Raw genomic sequence first — 17,288 nt, forward strand, 5'->3', positions numbered from 1 at the left:
TTCCAGCTGCAGCCCATCAATGCGTCAGGCGGCTGCGTCCAGACGATAGCGGCGCATCCAGTCGAGGCTCGTGTCGTCGGAGAGCTTTGCAACGCCGGGCCTCACGTCATCGGCATTCGGCGCTTGAACGCCCAAGACTTCGCAGATGCCTAGCAATGTCGCCGCCGGATTGCTCGAAAGGCGCTCGTAGCCAACCCGATGCGGGGATATGCCTTGTGCTGCGAACCAGATGTTCCAGGCCGCATCATAGGTCTCGAGTTCCGCGACCTCACGCCTGATCCGCTCGAAATCATATTGGGGCTCTTTCGGCGGTGCGACCCTTTCGATCTCGGTACCGTCGGGAGCGATATGCCAAAGACCGGTCTGCTCTGCCTTGATCAGGGAGACAGCCTGCGCAAGCTTGTCTTCCCGCGAGAGGTGTATGTAGAGAACATTGCCGAATGCTCTTTCGAACCGTGCTCTGTCGGATGGCCGTTTTGGGAAAATCCGGTCGAGGATCGCCGAAAGCTCATCCAGATTTTCGCGCATCAAGCGGAGGCCGAAGAGGTCGGTCCCACCCTTACCGGCGGCGATCGCGGCATCGAGATACGCGGCATCGAATTCGAGCTCGCTCATCGCGGCGCGATCGGGCAACTTCCACTCTTCGGCCCACTCCACCACGTCCTGGCGCCGATAGAATGAGTGTGGATCGCCGGCCGTCTTGGTGGATGCCAGAAGCTTGCACAGCAAAGTGCTTCCGGTCCTCGGTGTGCCGCAGATAATGTATCCATCGAACATGTTGTGCCCACGCGGCTTGTCAAAGGCAGGGGCTGTCGCTCCTGGTAAGATGGCCGCCGCCATAGCTGAAATCCTTGCTGGATGCGACGTCACGGCTGTCGCTTTTTTAAATGCCTCTCTCAGACAAAACACCCTGCCGGCAGGGGTCAAATCACCGGTTGCGCACCACCACGCATGCCCCACCGATGCTTTGCAATTTCTGGCAGATGACGTTTGCATCGGCGCGGTGGTCGACACCGATCCTGACCGCATAGATACCCCGCCGGCCGATTGGCGTGCGCACCCGGCTGACCACGGGATCGTGCCCGTTGAGCAGGGCCGGGAACCGGCTCCTTACCCTGAGCCACTGGTTGATCGCGGCACTGCGGCGGAAATTGCCGGCCACCTGGATGCCCCATGGCTTTACGTTGATCGAGGCCATCGCCACGGTCCGCGACATGATCACCGGCAGTTTTCGGCAAGCGACGGCAAAATCCGCCTTAGCGTCGAGCGGTTCGACCCTTCCGGCATAGGCTCGGTCAGTGAACTTGTCGGCTGGTTCGCCCATGATGTCGAAGACATAGCTTTCGGTTTCCATCGGCAGGAAACCGCCGGAACTGAGCCAGCGCGACACCCGGCTCTCGCCGGCATTGTAGGCGGCGGCCGCCAGGCCGAGATTGCCGTAGCCGGTTTTCATTTCGGCGAGATATTTCGCCGAAGCCGGGATCGCCTGATTGATGTCGAAGGAATTGGCAAGCCCGCGCATCTTGGCGGTTCCCGGCATGAACTGGGCAATGCCTTCGGCGCCGACGGGACTGACGGCGTTGGGATCGAAACGGCTCTCCTTCCAGATCAGCCGGGCGAAGAAATCCCTGGGCAAACCATTCTGGTCGGCATGCGCCTGGATCAGGTTGCAGACCTTGTCGATAAGCCGTTGCTTGGCGGATTGCGGCGGATCGGCCTGAGCCAGTGTCGACCAGACTAGCCCACACAGCAGGACCAGCGTCGCCCACAGGAAACGCTGCATTTGACCTACTCTGCCGCGGCCTTGCCGCCGCGACCGAACCGCTGTTCGATATAGTCGGCGACCATTTTCTCGAAATCCGCCGCGATCGACGGTCCGCGCAGCGTCGCCGCCTTCTTGCCGTCGACGAAGACAGGCGCCGTCGGCGTCTCGCCGGTGCCGGGCAGCGAAATGCCGATATCGGCATGCTTGGACTCGCCCGGGCCGTTGACGATGCAACCCATCACCGCGACCTTGAGGTTCTCGACGCCGGGATATTTGTCGCGCCACACCGGCATGTTCTTCCTGAGATCTGCCTGGATGTTCTGAGCGAGCTCCTGGAACACGGTCGAGGTCGTGCGGCCGCAGCCGGGACACGCGGCGACGATCGGCACGAACTGCCTGAACCCCATCGTCTGCAGCAATTCCTGCGAAACCTGCACCTCGCGCGTGCGGTCGCCATTCGGCTCCGGCGTCAGCGAGATGCGGATGGTGTCGCCGATGCCTTGCTGCAGCAGGATGCCCATGGCGGCCGACGAAGCGACGATGCCTTTCGAGCCCATGCCGGCTTCGGTCAGGCCGAGATGCAGCGCATGGTTGGAGCGGGTGGCGAGCTCGGCATAGACGGCAATCAGGTCCTGCACGCCGCTGACCTTGGCCGACAGGATGATTTTCTCGCGGCCAAGGCCGATCTCTTCCGCCATCTCGGCCGACAGGATCGCCGACTGCACGATCGCCTCGCGCATCACCTCCTGCGCCGTCAGCGGAAACCCCTTGTCCTGGTTGTCGTCCATCAGCCGGGTCAAAAGCTCCTGGTCGAGCGAGCCCCAGTTGACACCGATGCGCACCGGCTTGTCATGCCTGATCGCCATCTCGACGATGTCGGCGAACTGCCGGTCCTTCTTGTCCTTGAAGCCGACATTGCCGGGGTTGATGCGATATTTGGCCAGCGCCTCGGCGCAGGCCGGGTGATCGGCCAAGAGCTTGTGGCCGATATAGTGGAAGTCGCCGACCAGCGGCACGTTGATGCCAAGTCGCTGAAGCCGCTCATGAATGCGCGGTACGGCGGCGGCACTCTCGTCGCGATCGACGGTGATGCGCACGATCTCGGAGCCGGCCCGGTGCAGTGCTGCGACCTGCGCGACGGTCTGGTCGATATCGGCCGTGTCGGTGTTGGTCATCGATTGGACGACAACAGGCGCGCCGCCGCCGACGACCACGCCGCCGACATCGACGCCGACCGAGGTGCGGCGGGGGAAAGGAGAGGAAAAATATCCGGTCATGCCGGCAGCCTTTTGTCTCTGGAGCATCTTGTGTCCTGCATGGGCGCACAACGACGCCCCGGGCCGATGCGCTGAGGTCCGGGCATGAGGTGGAGGAGCAAAGATGGCTTGTCAATGGCGACAGGTCGCCACTGGCCGGAATCGGCACGCCGCCAACGACCAAAAACAATCGATGATCTGGCGAACGGGCGACAGCCGAAGCGGATATTAAGCCGGGTGCAAGTCCAGCTTCGGCTGACAGACCGGTGCTGGGAAATCAAACCCCTCCACGCCGGCGGCGGGGAGCCGCCGGGAAAAGAGGCCGCGGATACCGGGCGGCTATGTCAGGAGGGCATCAATGCGTGGTCGGTTTTCCTCTTAGTTTTTCAATCTCGTCCTTGAGTGCCAGCTTGCGTCGCTTAAGATTCACGATTTCGAGGTCGTCGACCGATGGATGATTCATCGCGTCATCGATTTCACGTTCGATGTCGCCGTGTTTCCGCTGCAACTCATCAAGATGGGATGCAAGAGACATGATTGGTTCTCCCTTTCATGGTTTTCCTCGATTGCAACCGTCACGGCGCGTCCACCGCAGGTTCGCTTCTGTGACGGCACGGTGACAGTGTGTCACCTTCCGCGGGCGATGTCGAATGATCCGTGGTAGCATTCCACGACACTGTGAAATGTGATATGGGCTGCACGCCGGTGACAAAACACCCGGCCCCGCCCAATCAGGCCCAGCTTTGGGCGCCGCAGACGTGCAGACGGTAGAGAATGTCCGATCAGGAACAGGCCGATATTCGCCTCGAATTTTCCCGCCTGAAGCAGGAACACGCCGATTTCGATGCAGCCATCAACGCGATGATCGCCATGGCCTGCGATCCGCTGCAGATCCAGCGCATGAAGAAGAAGAAGCTGTTCCTCAAGGACCGGCTGATGGCGCTGGAAGACAAGATCATTCCCGACATCATTGCTTGAACGATGTGAAGTACTGACGCTGATCGAGCGCCAGGCAGCGGCGATCTGCATCTCCCTGCGCGGTCGTGTGACGGTGCCTTTGGCCGGTCAATCGTTGGGCTCTTTTTCGCCGGCGCACTAGCCGCGAAGGCGCCTCCTGCCGGGCGATCTCGCACATGGAGCACCTCGAACTCGACGGCTTCGTCGCACGTTTCCGCAAAACGGCGGCTGAGGACGGTCCTCCCCAGTCACTGATCCCGCCGTTCTGACGGATTGTCCGGTGACGCCGCTGGGAAACCTGCGCCTTCGCGCGGCTCAGCCCCGGCCGTCGACACAGCTCACCGTCCGCCCCTCAAAACAATGACTTTACAAATATTTGTGTTTATGTGAAGTCATGACGATTGAAGGATCGACCATGACAGCCACTCGTTTCGCCACGCGCCTGAATTCCTTTGCCTCGCAGCCGCAGGCCGAATGGCCTGATCTTACCGGCAAGCCGTCGCTGCTGCAGATGGCGGCGCGCGCCGCCAAGGTCGGCGGGCTTACCGATCTCGACCTCAACTTTCCCGACCATGTCAGTGAAAAGCCTGCGGAAATCGCCCTCAAACTGGGCGATCTCGGGCTTTCCATCAATGGCTTTGCCATGCGCTACTACTCCAACCCCGCCTTCAAGCTCGGCGCATTCACCAATCCGGATCCGGCGGTGCGCCGCGAGGCCATCGACCTGACCAAAGCCGGCATCGACGCCGTGCGTGAGGCCGGCGCCAGCCTGATGACGCTGTGGCTCGGCCAGGATGGCTTCGACTACGCCTTCCAGGCCGACTATGTGACGCTTTGGCAACACGAAATCGATGGGATTCGTGAAGTAGCCGCGCATGATCCCGACTGTCAGATCAGCCTTGAGTACAAACCGAACGAACCACGCTCCTACAGCCTGATGCCGGATGCGGCGACGACCTTGCTGGCGATCCGCGATGTCGGCCTGCCCAATCTGGGCGTCACCCTCGATTTCGCCCATGTGCTCTATGCCGACGAACAGCCGGCCTTTGCCGCGGCCCTGGTGGCGCGCCACAGCAAGCTGCTCGGCGTGCATCTGAACGACGGCTACGCCAAGCGCGACGACGGCCTGATGGTCGGCGCGGTGCACACGCTGCAGACCATCGAGCTGCTCAGGCAGATTCGCCGCGACGGTTACGCCGGCGCCATCTATTTCGACACGTTCCCCGACATGACCGGGCTCGATCCGGTGCGCGAGTGCGAAGTCAACATCGCCACCGTCAAGCGCATGCTGCGCGTCGTCGACCGGCTGGGGCAGGACAATCGCCTGTCCGCCGCCATGGACAGCCAGGATGCGGTGACGTCGCAGGCCATCATCCAGGAAATCATGCTCGGGCCGGATAGCTGAGGCATGCGCACCATTATCGTTTTCAACAAGGGAGGAATACAATGAAACTTCTGCTTGCCACGGCTACCGCCGCACTGATGGCGCTGTCGATCGGCTCTGCCTTTTCGGCCGACCTCGCGCCGCTCAATTCCGACACGGAAAAGGACCGCATCGACTGGTCGCAGGTCGAGGCCAAATTCGGCGCGTTCCCCAAGCTGCCCGAAGGCACCAAGGCAGGCGCCGTCTCCAAGACGCTGACCAATGAATACTGGCGCTCGCTGGGCGAGGGCTACACGGCATTCGGCGCCAAGGTCGGCGTTCCCGTCGTCTATCAGGCAGCGCAAAGCGAGGGCGACCAGCTCGGCCAGCTCACCATTGCCGAAGGCCTGGTGACGCAGGGCTACAACGTGCTGCTCGTCTCGCCGCAGACGGATGCCAATCTGCAGCCGATCATGGAGCAAGCCAAGGCCGCCAACGTGCCGGTGGTCAACGTCAATGACGCCGTGATCCCGCAGGCCGAACATTATGTCGGCAATGTCCAGCGCGACAATGGCGTGCGCGTCGCCAAATGGTTCATCAAGAACCGTCCGGATGGCGGCAAGGTCGCCATCGTCGAAGGCCAGGCTGGCGTCTATGCCGCCGTGCAGCGCACCGACGGCTTCAAGTCGACCATCACCGAGGCAGGCAAGTTCGAGGTCGTCGCCAGCGTTCCCGGCAACTGGGACCGCCAGACCTCCTATGATGCGGCCACCAACATCCTGCAGCAGCACCCCGACCTGATCGGCTTCTATGCCAACAATGACGGCATGGCGCTCGGCATCGTCGAGGCAGTCAAGGCCGCCGGCCTGCAGGACAAGGTTGCGGTCTTCGGCACCGACGGCATTTCCGACGCCTATGCCTCCATACGGGCCGGCGAACTGACCGGCACGGTCGACAGTTTCCCGGTGCTGACCGGCGAAGTGGCGTTGGAAACTGCTCTGCGTCTCGTCGCGGGACAGAAGCTGCCCCGCGTCGTCGCCACGCCCCAGGCACTGATCACCAAGGACAATGCCGACCGCTATTCCGGCGCCGGCGCGCGCAAGGCACTGCTCGAGGACGCGGCTGCGGGCCAGTAAGGCCAGTCGGCGAGTGCCGGCCAGAGCAATTCGCTCCCGCCGGCACCGTTGCCCGGAGATAGAACCCAATGTCACCCCGGCTGCAATTCCAGGGCATTTCCAAGCTGTTTCCGGCCGTGCGGGCGCTTGACGGCGTGTCGTTCTCGGTAGGTGCCGGTGAAATCCACGGCCTGCTCGGCGAAAATGGCGCCGGCAAGTCGACGCTGCTGCGCATCCTGTCTGGCGTCCACACGCCGACAGCGGGAAGCGTCCTCATCGACGGCAAGCCGGTTACACTCGCCAACCCGGTCGCCGCACGCGCTGCGGGCGTCGCCATGATCCATCAGGAATTGCAGCAGGTACCACGCCTTAGCGTCGCCCAGAACATGTTCCTAGGCCATCCGCTGACGCGCGGCGCCATCTTCGTCGCCCGGCGCGAACAGGAGCGCCGTGCTGCGGAGGCTCTTGCGGCCATCGATCCCTCCATCGATCCGGCTGCACCCCTCGGTACCCTGAAGGTGGCGCAGCGGCAGATTGTCGAGATCGCCCGCGCGCTGCTCGATCGCGCCCGCATCGTTGCCATGGACGAGCCGACATCGAGCCTGACGCCGAGCGAATTCGAACGGCTGGCGCAAGTCATCACCGGCCTCGCCCGCGACGGCGTCGCCGTCGTCTATGTCTCGCACAAGCTGGACGAGGTGTTCGGCATCTGCCGGCGCGCCACCATCATGCGCGATGGCGTCGTCGTCGATTCCGTCGATCTGAACGACCTGTCGGAGAAAGCGGTCGTGGCGATGATGGTCGGCCGCGAACTGGCGCAGGAACAGCATAATTCCCATGCCACGAACAAGGTCATGCTGAGCGCGCGTGGCCTCTCCTCGGCGACGAAGGTGCGCAACGTGTCGTTCGATCTGCATCGCGGCGAGGTGCTGGGCATTGCCGGCCTGGTCGGTTCCGGCCGCACTGAACTGCTGCGGCTCTTGGCCGGCGCCGATCGCGCCACGGCCGGGACGATTGCAATCGACGGCAAGGCGGCACGGTTCTTCAGCCCGCGTGACGCGATTGCCGCCGGCGTCGGACTGGTGCCGGAGGAGCGCAAACGCGAAGGCATCGTGCCGCTGCGCTCGATCACCAGCAATATGGCGCTGGCCTCGATGGCCGTGTTCGCGCCGCGCGGCCTCATCGATCACGCCAGGTTGAAACAGGTGGCGGCCGAGAAGATGAGCCGCGTCAATCTGCGCCCATTCCTGCTCGACCGGCCGATCCGCCTGTTCAGCGGCGGCAACCAGCAGAAGGCGATCATCGGCCGCTGGCTGGCGGCGGGAACACGCATCCTCTTGTTCGACGAGCCGACGCGCGGCATCGATGTCGGCGCCAAGGCGGAGATCTATCATCTGATCGAGGAACTCGCCGCCGAGGGCCATGCGGTGGTCGTCGTCTCCTCCGAACTGCCCGAGGTGATCCGGCTTGCCGACCGCGTGTTGGTCATGCGCGACGGCACCATCGCCGCCGAACTCGATAGGGCAAATCTCTCAGAACAGGCGATCGCGGCGCACGCCATCCCGCAAACGCAAACGCCGGCCGCACAGCCGGCAAGGCAGTAGGTGACGGATATGTCGGATGCCACTCTGGTGCGGCCCCAGGCCGAATTCCTGCGCGGTGTTTCCATGCGCGACGCCGGCACGCTGATCGGGCTTGTCGTGATCCTGGCCGTGTTCGGCGCGCTGGTGCCCGGCTTTTTCGCCGAGCGCAACCTGATCAACATCCTGCAGCAGTCGAGCATCAATGCCTGTCTGGCGCTGGGCATGACGCTGGTCATCATCTCCGGCGGCATCGACCTGTCGGTCGGGCCGACGGCGGCACTCTCGGCCGTCATCTCGGCCTCTATGATGGTCGCCGGCGTGCCGTTTCCGCTGGCCATCGCCGCCGGCTTCGCCATTGGTCTTGCCTGCGGCCTCGTCAACGGCGTGCTCGTCGCCCATGTTGGGCTGCAGCCCTTCATCGTCACGTTGGGAACACTCAGCACCTATCGGGCACTGGCGCTGATCTACACCGGCGGCAATCCGGTCCTCGGCCTGCCCCCAGGCTTTCGCGCCGTCTTCAACGGTTCGCTGTTCGGACTGCCTCTGGCGGTCGTCATCGTCGCCTGCGTGGCTGTCGTCGCCTGGGTCGTTTTGAAGAAGACGCCCTTCGGCGAATATCTGCTCGCCGTCGGCGGCAACGAGGAGGCGGCCTACATCGCCGGCGTGCCGATTGCCCGCACCAAGATCGCCGCCTACATGATCTCAGGCCTGCTGGCGGCGCTTGCCGCGCAGATCCTGATCGGCCGGTTGGGCGCCGCCGAACCCATCCTCGGCAATCTCTGGGAGCTCGACGCCATCGCGGCTGCCGCCATCGGCGGCGCCTCGCTGATGGGCGGCAAGGGCAGCGTCGTCGGCACCATCCTGGGCGCCGTCATCCTCGGCGCCATGCGCAACGGTTTGACGCTGATGAACGTCCAGTCCTTCTATCAGCTTCTGGCAACTGGTCTTATAATCCTCGCCGCGATGCTTATCGATCGCGTGACGAGGGGGCGTGGATGACCTTGAGCGGGCTGGACCTGAAAGCGGTAGGACCGCGCATCCGCATGATGATGCCGCATCTCACTCCGCTGGAGGCGAAGGTGGTGGAAACCGTCTTCGGCCGGCGCGGCTTCGACGAGAGCATTCCGCTGAAGCAGATCGCCGAGGAATCCGGCGTGTCCGAGGCGATGGTGGTCAAGATCGCCAAGAAGCTCGGCTTTTCCGGCTATCGCGATTTCCGCACCGCCGTCTACGAATACAGTCGCCTGCCGACCGCCGAGATGCACCAGGAACTGTCATCCGACGACAGTTCGGCCGAGATCGTGCAAAAAGTGTTCCGCACCTCCATCCAGGCGCTGGAGGAGACGCTGGCGATCCTCGACATCGAGGATTTCGACCGCGCCGCCGAGCTGCTCTTCCGTGCCAAGAACCGGGATTTCTATGGCGTCGGCGGCTCGGCGCAGATCGCGCGCGACGTTTCGCACAAATTCCTGCGCATCGGCATCCGCGCATCCGTCTACGACGATTCGCACATGATGCTGATGTCGGCCTCGCTGCTCGGCGGCGACGACATCGCCGTCGGCTTCTCGCATTCGGGCAACACGTCGGCCGTTATCGACGCCATCCAGTTGGCCCGCAAGAACGGTGCCCGCACGCTGGCCATCACCAATTACGACAACTCGCCCCTGGCCGCCGTCGCCGATATCGTTCTGTGCTCGACCGCGCAGGGCTCGCCGCTGATGGGCGAGAACGCAGCGGCCCGCATTGCCCAGCTCAACATTCTCGACGCGTTGTTCGTCGCGGTGGCGCAGCGCGACTATCAGGCGGCGGAGCGCAATCTCGGCCGCACCATGTCGGCGGTGACATCGAAACGAAAAGACCGGGGCTCATGACGACAACGCCGCTGGTGACCGTGTTCGGCAGCCTGCATTACGACATTATGGTCGACGCCCCCGACCGCCCGCGCAAGGGCGAGACGGTGACCGGCCATGCCTGGCACCCCAAATGCGGTGGCAAGGGCGGCAACCAGGCCGTCTCGGCGGCGCGGGCCGGTGTGTATGCGGCGATGATCGGCGCCGTCGGCGACGATGATTTCGGGCGGGCGTTGCTGGCCAATCTCGATCGCGCCAAGGTCGACCGCCGCTTCGTGCGGGTGGCCGCTGGCGCCGGCTCCGGCATGAGCGTGGCGATCTTCGACCAAGGCGGCGACTATGGCGCGGTGATCGTCTCGGGCAGCAATCTGGCACTGGGCCATGCCGACAGTGCCTCTGCTTCCGATGTGGTGGGACAGACGGCGGTGCTCCTGCTGCAGAACGAAGTGCCGGAAGCCGCCAACATTGCCGCCGCACGCGCAGTCAAGGCACGGGGCGGTCGCGTCGTGCTCAACGCGGCCCCCGCGCGCAAACTCTCCGAGGAGTTGATCGCCCTGGTCGACATATTGGTGGTCAACGCCATCGAGGCGGAATTCCTGGCTGGCACGGCAGTGGTCGAGACACTCGACGGGGCCGCGCAAGCCGCACGGCTATTGGCCGATCTCTATCCGGTGGCAATTGTCACGGCGGGCGGCGAAGGTGTCGCCTGTTGCGACCGGAGCGGCGAGGCCTTTGCGCTGTCCGCCATCCCGGTCAAGGTCGCCAGCACGCATGGCGCCGGCGATGAATTCGTTGGCGCGCTGGCCGCGGGACTTGCCCGTGGGCAGACCATGCGGGTGGCCATCACCGCCGCCAACGCGGCTTCGGCCTTGCTGGTCTCGACGCCAGAGGCCGAGCGCGACGGCATCTGACCGGCTGGTTTCCGTCTTGCCAGACCGCAGCAGCGGCCGCCTATCCTTGCGGCCTCGTGCGAATTCCGCTAAGGCGCGCCTTTGTCGCCGGGGAACACGGACTTGGACGATCAACGCGCCGACGTCGCCATCATCATGGGCAGCCAGTCCGACTGGGCGACGATGCGCCATGCCGCCGAAACGCTGGAAGCACTTGGCATCCCGCACAAGCGGCTCATCATCTCCGCGCACCGCACACCGGACCGGCTCTATGATTTCGCCAAGGGCGCCAAGGCGGCCGGTTACCAGGTGATCATCGCCGGCGCCGGCGGTGCAGCACACCTGCCCGGCATGACGGCGGCGATGACGCCATTGCCGGTGTTCGGCGTGCCGGTGGAATCGAAAGCGCTTTCCGGGCAGGATTCGCTGCTGTCCATCGTCCAGATGCCAGCCGGCATTCCCGTTGGAACGCTGGCCATCGGCAAGGCCGGCGCCACCAACGCAGCCCTTTTGGCCGCCGCCGTGCTGGCCCTGAACGATGACAGCCTTGCCGTCCGTCTGGATGCCTGGCGCGCCGCGCAGACTGCCAAGGTCGCGGCTGAACCGACGGATACGCCGTGAGCCTGCCCGCCGGATCGACCATCGGCATCATTGGCGGCGGCCAGCTCGGCCGCATGCTGGCTGTTGCTGCCGCCCGTCTCGGCTACCGCACCGTGGTGCTGGAGCCGCAAGCGGATTGCCCGGCCGCACAGGTCGCCAACCGGCAGATAACAGCCGCCTATGACGACCCGGCCGCCCTTGCCGACCTGGCAGCGTCGAGTTCCGTCATCACCTACGAGTTCGAGAACGTCCCGGTCGCGGCGGCCAGCGCGCTGGCGGCCAAGGTTCCGGTCTATCCGCCGGCGCGTGCGCTGGAAGTGGCGCAGGACCGGGTGGACGAAAAAACATTCCTCAACGGCATCGGCATTGCCACCGCCGATTTCCACGCCGTCGACAATGATGACGAGCTGGCGGCGGCGCTGAAAGCATCCGACGGCAGCGGCATCCTGAAGACCCGGCGCATGGGATATGACGGCAAGGGCCAGCGCGTCTTCCGCAACATGGAAGCCGGCGGTTTTGCCGGCACATGCGAGGCGATGGGCAATGTGCCGCTGATTCTGGAGTCCTTCGTGCCGTTCGAGTGCGAGATATCGGTGATCGCGGCGCGTGGGCTGGACGGTGCGGTTGTCGCCTACGATCCAGCCGAGAATATCCATCGCAACGGCATTCTCCACACATCGACCTTGCCGGCCGCCATTATGCCGGAGACGGCGCAAGCAGCCCGAACGGCCGCATCGAAGATCCTTGCGGCGCTCGACTATGTCGGTGTCATCGGCGTCGAGTTCTTCGTGCTGGCCGATGGCTCGCTGCTGGCCAACGAGATCGCGCCGCGCGTGCACAATTCCGGCCATTGGACGGAAGCCGCCTGTGTCGTTTCGCAGTTCGAGCAGCATATCCGCGCCATCGCCGGCCTGCCGCTCGGCGGCCCGGACCGCCATTCCGACTGCGTGATGGAAAACCTGATCGGCGACGATGTGCTGCGCGTCCCGGAGCTTCTCGCCGAGCCCGATCTGATGCTGCATCTCTACGGCAAGACCGAAGCGCGGCCCGGTCGCAAGATGGGTCATTTCACTCGGATCAGACGTCGCGCCTCATAAGGTTGCCTACTGCGCGTCGTCGCTCTCGTCCTGCCCTGGATTGGCGCAACTCCCATCGCCTTCCTCGCAATTGGCCGCGGCAGCGAGCTGCTTGACGCGGTCATTGGTCAATCTGGTCAGGCATTGCGAAACTTCCATCGAATGGATCGATCCGCCTTCGCTGGCGGCGGTGGAATGCGCGCACTCGGCATCGCGAAAAGTGATCCAGGCGCGTTGCGCCACCTGCAGCAATCTCTTGCCGTTGGCATCGTCCGAGCTGGTGAGGTTCTGATAGGCCGTGTTGAGCCTGGCGTCGGCCGCCTGGTAGTCCTCGCCGGCACAGATGTTCATCATTTGCTGGCTGTCGTCGCTGCGGTCGCATTCCTGCGCGCGCGCAACCGAAGCTGCCGCCAGCAGGACCAGGCAGGCGGACAGGAACATCCGGCGCATAGACGTCTCCAAATCATTTCACGGCGACCGCATCATCCCAGCCGGCCCAGGGCCGCGCAATGCCGCAAGGCCGACATGGCGGATAATTGATGACAGGGATGATTCACAGCCGCTATGGAGCACGCTTGCGGTTGACAGGGACAAGGCTCCTCGTTTATGAGCCACCCACAGTTCAAAGGCGCGTCTTCTGGCGCGCCTTAAAATTTCGACCCAACCGGGTCCACACTGACAGGCAAGACCATGAAGATCAAGAATTCGCTCAAGGCGCTGAAGGCGCGTCACCGCGACAACCAGCTGGTTCGCCGCAAGGGCCGCATCTACATCATCAACAAGACCGCCCCGCGCTACAAGGCACGTCAGGGCTGAGTTTTCGGGCAGGAGGCTGTCGCCTCCGCCCATTTGATGCTTGTCGCCGTCTGCCGGCCTTTTCACGCCAAATTCAGTTTGACGTTCTCTCGCCCGGGACTAGAGTCCGGCGATGCGGATTCCTTTTGCATTTTTGACATCTCTGCTTGTTTCCGGCGTCATTTATGGCCCGGCATGGGCGGATGGTGCTGTCGCGCCGCCGGCCACTCAGGATGCGCCGCCCGCCGCAACGACGAAACAAGCCCGCCTCGATCAGCTGTTCAGCGACTTGAAACGCGAACGCAACGAAAAGGCGGCGGAGCGCATCGCCGGCAACATCTGGAGCGAGTGGTCGCAATCCGGCAGCGCCTCGATCGACCTGATGATGCAATGGTCGCAAAAAGCCGTCGAGGGCCAGAAGTTCGACGTCGCGCTCGATTTCCTCGACCAAGTGGTGACTTTGCAGCCGACTTATGCCGAAGGCTGGAACCGACGTGCCACCGTCCATTTCATGATGAAGAACTACGGCAAGTCGATGTCCGACATCGACCATACGCTGCAGCTCGAGCCGCGCCATTTCGGTGCGCTGTCCGGCCTGGCGCAGATCATGGCGCTGACCGGCCACAAGCAATCGGCGCTCGAGGCCTGGCAAAAGGTCCTGGCCATCTATCCGATGATGCGCAGCGCCCAGGACCAGGTCGGCACGATTTCGGAGGAACTTGCCGGTGAAGGCATTTGATTGCTCTAGGGGAGTAAGGGAATAGGGCAGTAAGACCGTAGGGGCAGATTGCACCCGCGGAACACACCCTACTCCCCTACTCCCCTACTCCCCTACTCCCCTACAACTTATCCTCCTCCACCTCCGTATCTCCCCCCATGAACCTGATCTACGCCGCCCTTGCCTTCCTGATGGCGCTTGTCTTCGGCTTTGTCGGCATCACCCGCGTCGGCTCATGGCTGATCGAGCACCGCGATCCGCCGTTCGGCGAGTTCGCCGACATCGACGGCGCCCGCATCCACTATGTCCATGTTCCGGCACCCGCCAACGCCGAGCTGCCGCCGATCGTCTTCATCCACGGCGCCAGCGCCAATCTCAGGGACCAGATGATGCCGCTGCGTCCCTTGCTCGAAGGCCGCGCCGAAATGCTGTTCTTCGACCGGCCAGGCCATGGCTGGTCGGGTCGCGGCACCAACAACGAGAACCCGTCGGCGCAGGCCAACACCATTGCCGCACTGATGGACCATCTCGGCATCAGGAAGGCTGTCATCGTCGGCCATTCCTTCGGCGGCGTGGTGACATCGGCCTTCGGCCGCGAGCATCCAGACAAGACACTTGGACTGGTCTTCCTCGCACCGGCGACCCATCCATGGCCGGGCGGCGCAACCGCCTGGTACTACGATCTGACCACCATTCCCGTGCTCGGCTGGCTGTTTTCCGAAACGCTGACCTATCCGGCCGGTACACTGCAGATGGCCGACGCCACCACCTGCGTTTTCTCGCCCAACAAGGTGCCGGACAATTATCTCGGAATGGCCTCTATCCCGCTGGTGCTGCGACCAAAAGCCTTTCGCGCCAACGCCACCGATGTCGCCGGGCTCTATCGCTATGCCCTCGACGCCGCACCGCGCTACAACGAGATCAAGGCGCCAACCGTGGTCATTTCAGGCGATCGCGACAAGGTGGTCTATGCACATATCCATTCGGTCGGTCTGGCGCGCGACATTGCCGGTGCCGAACTCGTCTGGGTGCACAATCTCGGTCACAAGCCAGACTGGATCGCGCCCGACCTGACCGTCGGCGCCATCGAGAAGGTCGCCGGCAAGAGTATCGACCTGCAGGCGATGGCCAGGACCGTGGAGGCGCGCATCGCCGGCGACGCCTACGGCGCCGGCAGATGCGCCGATATCAAGGTACCGCAGGCCGAACTCGCGCCGACCTGAAGCGGGTCGCCCGAACCGTTCAGAGCCGACACGCTTTAGGAATCTAGCGGCTGACTTGTGTGTCCGACCCGATATAGGCGATGCGCAGCATGTTGGTCGAACCCGGTGTCCGCAGCGGTACGCCCGCGGTGATGATGACGCGGTCGCCCGGCTTGCCGAAGCCTTCGTCGAAGGCGATGCGGCAGGCGCGGTTGACCATGTCGTCGAGGTCGACGGCGTCGGGCGAGACAACGCAATGCGTGCCCCACAATAGCGACAGCCGCCGCGCCGTGTTGAGGATCGGCGACAGCGCGATAACAGGCACTTGCGGCCGCTCGCGGGCGGCGCGCAGGCCCGTGGTGCCTGATGCGGTGTAGGTGATGATCGCCGACAGCTTCAGCGTTTCGGCGATCTCGCGCGCGGCCAGCGAAATGGCGTCGGCGCCGGTCGCTTCCGGCTCGGAGCGCTGGGCGTTGATGATGCCGGCATAGGTCGGATCGGTCTCGACCTTGGTGGCGATACGGTTCATCATTGCCACGGCCTCGACGGGATAGGCACCCGCCGCCGATTCCGCCGACAGCATGATGGCATCGGCGCCTTCGAAGACGGCGATCGAAACATCGGACACCTCGGCGCGGGTCGGCACCGGTGCCGTGATCATCGATTCCAGCATCTGCGTTGCAACCACCACCGGCTTGCCGGCGCGGCGTGCGGCGCGCGTGATCTGCTTCTGGATACCGGGCACCGCCTCGAGCGGCATCTCGACGCCGAGATCGCCGCGGGCGACCATCAGCGCGTCGGACAGTTCGATGATTTCGGCCAGCCGGGCGACAGCCTGCGGCTTCTCGATCTTGGCCATGATCAGCGCCCGGCCGCGTGCGATCTTGCGCGCTTCGGCCAGATCCTCCGGCCGTTGCACGAAGGACAGCGCCACCCAGTCTACGCCTGTGGCCAGCACGGCATCGAGGTCCTTGCGGTCCTTCTCGGTCAACGCGCCGACCGGCAGGTCCGTGTCAGGCAGGCTGACGCCTTTCTTGTCGGAAATCGTGGTACCGGCGACGACGGTGCAGACGATCGACTTGCCGTCGCTCTTCACCGCCTTCAGCTCGAGCTTGCCATCGTCGATCAGCAGGCGATGGCCGGCTTCGACCGAGCTCAGGATTTCCGGATGCGGCAGATAGACCCTGGTCGAGGTGCCGGGCTCGGGATTGTCGTCGAGCGTGAAGGTCTGGCCTTGCGTCAGCACTTCCTTGCCGTTGGCGAACTTGCCGACGCGCAGCTTTGGCCCTTGCAGATCGGCGAGGATGCCGATCGGCCTGCCAACGGCTTCCTCGACAGCGCGGATGCGTCCGACCAGCGTGCGCATCAGTTCATGGTCGGTATGGCTCATATTGATGCGGAACACATCGGCGCCCGCTTCGAACAGTTTCTTCAGCATCTCCTCCGAGGAGGAGGCAGGACCGATGGTGGCTAGGATCTTGACCTTGCGGCTACGTCTCATTGACTGTTTGTTCCCGGGGTGGCTGGAGCGCCTCCCGTTGTGGACTCATCGGTCAGCTGGACCATCCAGCTTGCCTGTTCGCCCGTGTCATATTCCTGGAATCCGGCGCGCTGAAAGCCCCGGGCGACGCAGTCGGTTACGCCTGCGATCTTGAACTCTTTTTCAGCCACGCACATGTTGATCGGGCCGTCCCAGCGTCCACCGCGTTCGGCGTCTTCTGCATAAAGATAGTAAAACCTTGATGACAGCGGCCCTTCGATCAGCGTCTTGCAACTCGATCCCTCGATGTGCCACCAGCCTTCGGTGATCCAGCCGGCCTTGGCGCGATAGCCGATGCCGACACCAACCAGGTTCTGCGTGGCGTTGCAGACGCGGAAATCGGCACGCGCCGGCGAAGCCACGACCATGGCCGACAGGCCGATGGCAAGAGTGAGGAGCGGCATGGCAAAGGCAGAGCGCATGCGCTGCCCGCCGGCGGAACTCATCCGAAAACCCCTCAAAAACCACATCAGCATCTCTCTGCGCCCCTTTTCGGAAAAGTCCGGGCGCATGTCAACGCACCGTTTTGTCCAATTCCAATCGATTTAGAAAGGCTCCGGCGCACAATTCGCCGACTT

19 protein-coding genes are annotated in these 17,288 nt (G+C 63.7%); 12 read left to right on the forward strand and 7 right to left on the reverse strand.

The features are described from left to right. Positions 1-24: 24 nt before the first annotated feature. From M729_RS0118635 to M729_RS0118650, 4 genes are all read right to left on the reverse strand, one after another. Positions 25-840, reverse strand: coding sequence for a Stf0 family sulfotransferase (locus tag M729_RS0118635; protein ID WP_084652670.1), 816 nt, complete (start codon positions 838-840; stop codon positions 25-27). A gap of 88 nt (positions 841-928) precedes the next feature. Next, positions 929-1,783, reverse strand: coding sequence for a lytic transglycosylase domain-containing protein (locus M729_RS0118640; RefSeq protein ID WP_013529219.1), 855 nt, complete (start codon positions 1,781-1,783; stop codon positions 929-931). 5 nt (positions 1,784-1,788) lie between these two features. Then, a complete protein-coding gene (gene ispG, locus M729_RS0118645; RefSeq protein ID WP_024502967.1) occupies positions 1,789-3,042 on the reverse strand; it encodes a flavodoxin-dependent (E)-4-hydroxy-3-methylbut-2-enyl-diphosphate synthase in 1,254 nt (417 codons plus the stop codon). A 334-nt stretch (positions 3,043-3,376) separates the two neighbouring features. Next, positions 3,377-3,556: a YdcH family protein gene (locus M729_RS0118650; RefSeq protein WP_013529217.1), complete on the reverse strand. Its 180-nt coding sequence runs from the start codon at positions 3,554-3,556 to the stop codon at positions 3,377-3,379. A gap of 239 nt (positions 3,557-3,795) precedes the next feature. Here M729_RS0118650 and M729_RS0118655 point away from each other — a divergent pair, with 239 nt between their 5' ends. The 9 genes from M729_RS0118655 to M729_RS0118695 all read left to right on the forward strand — a co-directional run bounded on the left by M729_RS0118655 (position 3,796) and on the right by M729_RS0118695 (position 12,476). Further along, on the forward strand, positions 3,796-3,999 hold the full coding sequence (locus M729_RS0118655) for a DUF465 domain-containing protein (protein WP_013529216.1): 204 nt from the start codon (positions 3,796-3,798) through the stop codon (positions 3,997-3,999). 394 nt (positions 4,000-4,393) lie between these two features. Further along, positions 4,394-5,383 (forward strand): TIM barrel protein, encoded by a 990-nt coding sequence (locus M729_RS0118660; protein ID WP_027162480.1) that lies wholly within the window; start codon positions 4,394-4,396, stop codon positions 5,381-5,383. 41 nt (positions 5,384-5,424) lie between these two features. Then, the gene (locus M729_RS0118665) at positions 5,425-6,477 is read left to right on the forward strand and encodes a substrate-binding domain-containing protein (RefSeq protein ID WP_024502965.1); all 1,053 of its coding nucleotides are present in this window, start codon (positions 5,425-5,427) and stop codon (positions 6,475-6,477) included. Between the two features lie 68 nt (positions 6,478-6,545). After that, positions 6,546-8,060, forward strand: a complete 1,515-nt coding sequence (locus M729_RS0118670) for a sugar ABC transporter ATP-binding protein (protein WP_027162481.1) — start codon at positions 6,546-6,548, stop codon at positions 8,058-8,060. A 9-nt stretch (positions 8,061-8,069) separates the two neighbouring features. Continuing rightward, complete coding sequence (locus tag M729_RS0118675; RefSeq protein WP_013529212.1) at positions 8,070-9,038, forward strand: ABC transporter permease; 969 nt, start codon at positions 8,070-8,072, stop codon at positions 9,036-9,038. Then, positions 9,035-9,910, forward strand: a complete 876-nt coding sequence (locus M729_RS0118680; protein ID WP_013529211.1) for a MurR/RpiR family transcriptional regulator — start codon at positions 9,035-9,037, stop codon at positions 9,908-9,910. The genes M729_RS0118675 and M729_RS0118680 overlap by 4 nt, the downstream gene beginning before the upstream one ends. Further along, entirely contained in the window at positions 9,907-10,800 is an 894-nt protein-coding gene (locus M729_RS0118685; RefSeq protein WP_027162482.1) for a ribokinase, read from the forward strand. The genes M729_RS0118680 and M729_RS0118685 overlap by 4 nt, the downstream gene beginning before the upstream one ends. A 102-nt stretch (positions 10,801-10,902) precedes the next feature. After that, positions 10,903-11,400: a 5-(carboxyamino)imidazole ribonucleotide mutase gene (gene purE / locus M729_RS0118690; RefSeq protein WP_024502962.1), complete on the forward strand. Its 498-nt coding sequence runs from the start codon at positions 10,903-10,905 to the stop codon at positions 11,398-11,400. Beyond that, positions 11,397-12,476, forward strand: a complete 1,080-nt coding sequence (locus tag M729_RS0118695) for a 5-(carboxyamino)imidazole ribonucleotide synthase (RefSeq protein WP_027162483.1) — start codon at positions 11,397-11,399, stop codon at positions 12,474-12,476. The genes purE and M729_RS0118695 overlap by 4 nt, the downstream gene beginning before the upstream one ends. Before the next feature lie 6 nt (positions 12,477-12,482). Here the strand turns inward: M729_RS0118695 and M729_RS0118700 are convergent, their stop codons facing one another. Then, positions 12,483-12,905, reverse strand: coding sequence for a lysozyme inhibitor LprI family protein (locus tag M729_RS0118700; protein WP_027162484.1), 423 nt, complete (start codon positions 12,903-12,905; stop codon positions 12,483-12,485). 240 nt (positions 12,906-13,145) lie between these two features. Between M729_RS0118700 and ykgO the strand changes: the two genes are divergently transcribed. The 3 genes from ykgO to M729_RS0118715 all read left to right on the forward strand — a co-directional run bounded on the left by ykgO (position 13,146) and on the right by M729_RS0118715 (position 15,191). Beyond that, complete coding sequence (ykgO, locus tag M729_RS0118705; protein WP_006203764.1) at positions 13,146-13,271, forward strand: type B 50S ribosomal protein L36; 126 nt, start codon at positions 13,146-13,148, stop codon at positions 13,269-13,271. Between the two features lie 112 nt (positions 13,272-13,383). Then, on the forward strand, positions 13,384-13,989 hold the full coding sequence (locus M729_RS0118710; RefSeq protein WP_027162485.1) for a hypothetical protein: 606 nt from the start codon (positions 13,384-13,386) through the stop codon (positions 13,987-13,989). Between the two features lie 137 nt (positions 13,990-14,126). Further along, positions 14,127-15,191 (forward strand): alpha/beta hydrolase, encoded by a 1,065-nt coding sequence (locus M729_RS0118715; protein ID WP_027162486.1) that lies wholly within the window; start codon positions 14,127-14,129, stop codon positions 15,189-15,191. 43 nt (positions 15,192-15,234) lie between these two features. Here M729_RS0118715 and pyk read toward each other — a convergent pair whose 3' ends face one another. Together pyk and M729_RS0118725 are read right to left on the reverse strand one after the other, a co-directional pair. Beyond that, a complete protein-coding gene (pyk, locus tag M729_RS0118720; protein ID WP_013529204.1) occupies positions 15,235-16,671 on the reverse strand; it encodes a pyruvate kinase in 1,437 nt (478 codons plus the stop codon). Next, complete coding sequence (locus M729_RS0118725) at positions 16,668-17,156, reverse strand: DUF1036 domain-containing protein (protein ID WP_013529203.1); 489 nt, start codon at positions 17,154-17,156, stop codon at positions 16,668-16,670. The genes pyk and M729_RS0118725 overlap by 4 nt, the downstream gene beginning before the upstream one ends. Positions 17,157-17,288 lie beyond the last annotated feature (132 nt).

It is taken from the genome of Mesorhizobium sp. WSM1293 (genome assembly GCF_000513875.1).
GTDB lineage: Bacteria > Pseudomonadota > Alphaproteobacteria > Rhizobiales > Rhizobiaceae > Mesorhizobium > Mesorhizobium ciceri.

Excerpts from the sequence above, each read along its gene's own strand:
- M729_RS0118635 (WP_084652670.1), bottom strand. The coding sequence starts at position 840 with ATGGCGGCGGCCATCTTACCAGGAGCGACAGCCCCTGCCTTTGACAAG.
- M729_RS0118640 (WP_013529219.1), bottom strand. The coding sequence starts at position 1,783 with ATGCAGCGTTTCCTGTGGGCGACGCTGGTCCTGCTGTGTGGGCTAGTC.
- ispG (WP_024502967.1), bottom strand. The coding sequence starts at position 3,042 with ATGACCGGATATTTTTCCTCTCCTTTCCCCCGCCGCACCTCGGTCGGC.
- M729_RS0118650 (WP_013529217.1), bottom strand. The coding sequence starts at position 3,556 with ATGTCTCTTGCATCCCATCTTGATGAGTTGCAGCGGAAACACGGCGAC.
- M729_RS0118655 (WP_013529216.1), top strand. The coding sequence starts at position 3,796 with ATGTCCGATCAGGAACAGGCCGATATTCGCCTCGAATTTTCCCGCCTG.
- M729_RS0118660 (WP_027162480.1), top strand. The coding sequence starts at position 4,394 with ATGACAGCCACTCGTTTCGCCACGCGCCTGAATTCCTTTGCCTCGCAG.
- M729_RS0118665 (WP_024502965.1), top strand. The coding sequence starts at position 5,425 with ATGAAACTTCTGCTTGCCACGGCTACCGCCGCACTGATGGCGCTGTCG.
- M729_RS0118670 (WP_027162481.1), top strand. The coding sequence starts at position 6,546 with ATGTCACCCCGGCTGCAATTCCAGGGCATTTCCAAGCTGTTTCCGGCC.
- M729_RS0118675 (WP_013529212.1), top strand. The coding sequence starts at position 8,070 with ATGTCGGATGCCACTCTGGTGCGGCCCCAGGCCGAATTCCTGCGCGGT.
- M729_RS0118680 (WP_013529211.1), top strand. The coding sequence starts at position 9,035 with ATGACCTTGAGCGGGCTGGACCTGAAAGCGGTAGGACCGCGCATCCGC.
- M729_RS0118685 (WP_027162482.1), top strand. The coding sequence starts at position 9,907 with ATGACGACAACGCCGCTGGTGACCGTGTTCGGCAGCCTGCATTACGAC.
- M729_RS0118700 (WP_027162484.1), bottom strand. The coding sequence starts at position 12,905 with ATGCGCCGGATGTTCCTGTCCGCCTGCCTGGTCCTGCTGGCGGCAGCT.
- ykgO (WP_006203764.1), top strand. The coding sequence starts at position 13,146 with ATGAAGATCAAGAATTCGCTCAAGGCGCTGAAGGCGCGTCACCGCGAC.
- M729_RS0118710 (WP_027162485.1), top strand. The coding sequence starts at position 13,384 with ATGCGGATTCCTTTTGCATTTTTGACATCTCTGCTTGTTTCCGGCGTC.
- M729_RS0118715 (WP_027162486.1), top strand. The coding sequence starts at position 14,127 with ATGAACCTGATCTACGCCGCCCTTGCCTTCCTGATGGCGCTTGTCTTC.
- pyk (WP_013529204.1), bottom strand. The coding sequence starts at position 16,671 with ATGAGACGTAGCCGCAAGGTCAAGATCCTAGCCACCATCGGTCCTGCC.
- M729_RS0118725 (WP_013529203.1), bottom strand. The coding sequence starts at position 17,156 with ATGAGTTCCGCCGGCGGGCAGCGCATGCGCTCTGCCTTTGCCATGCCG.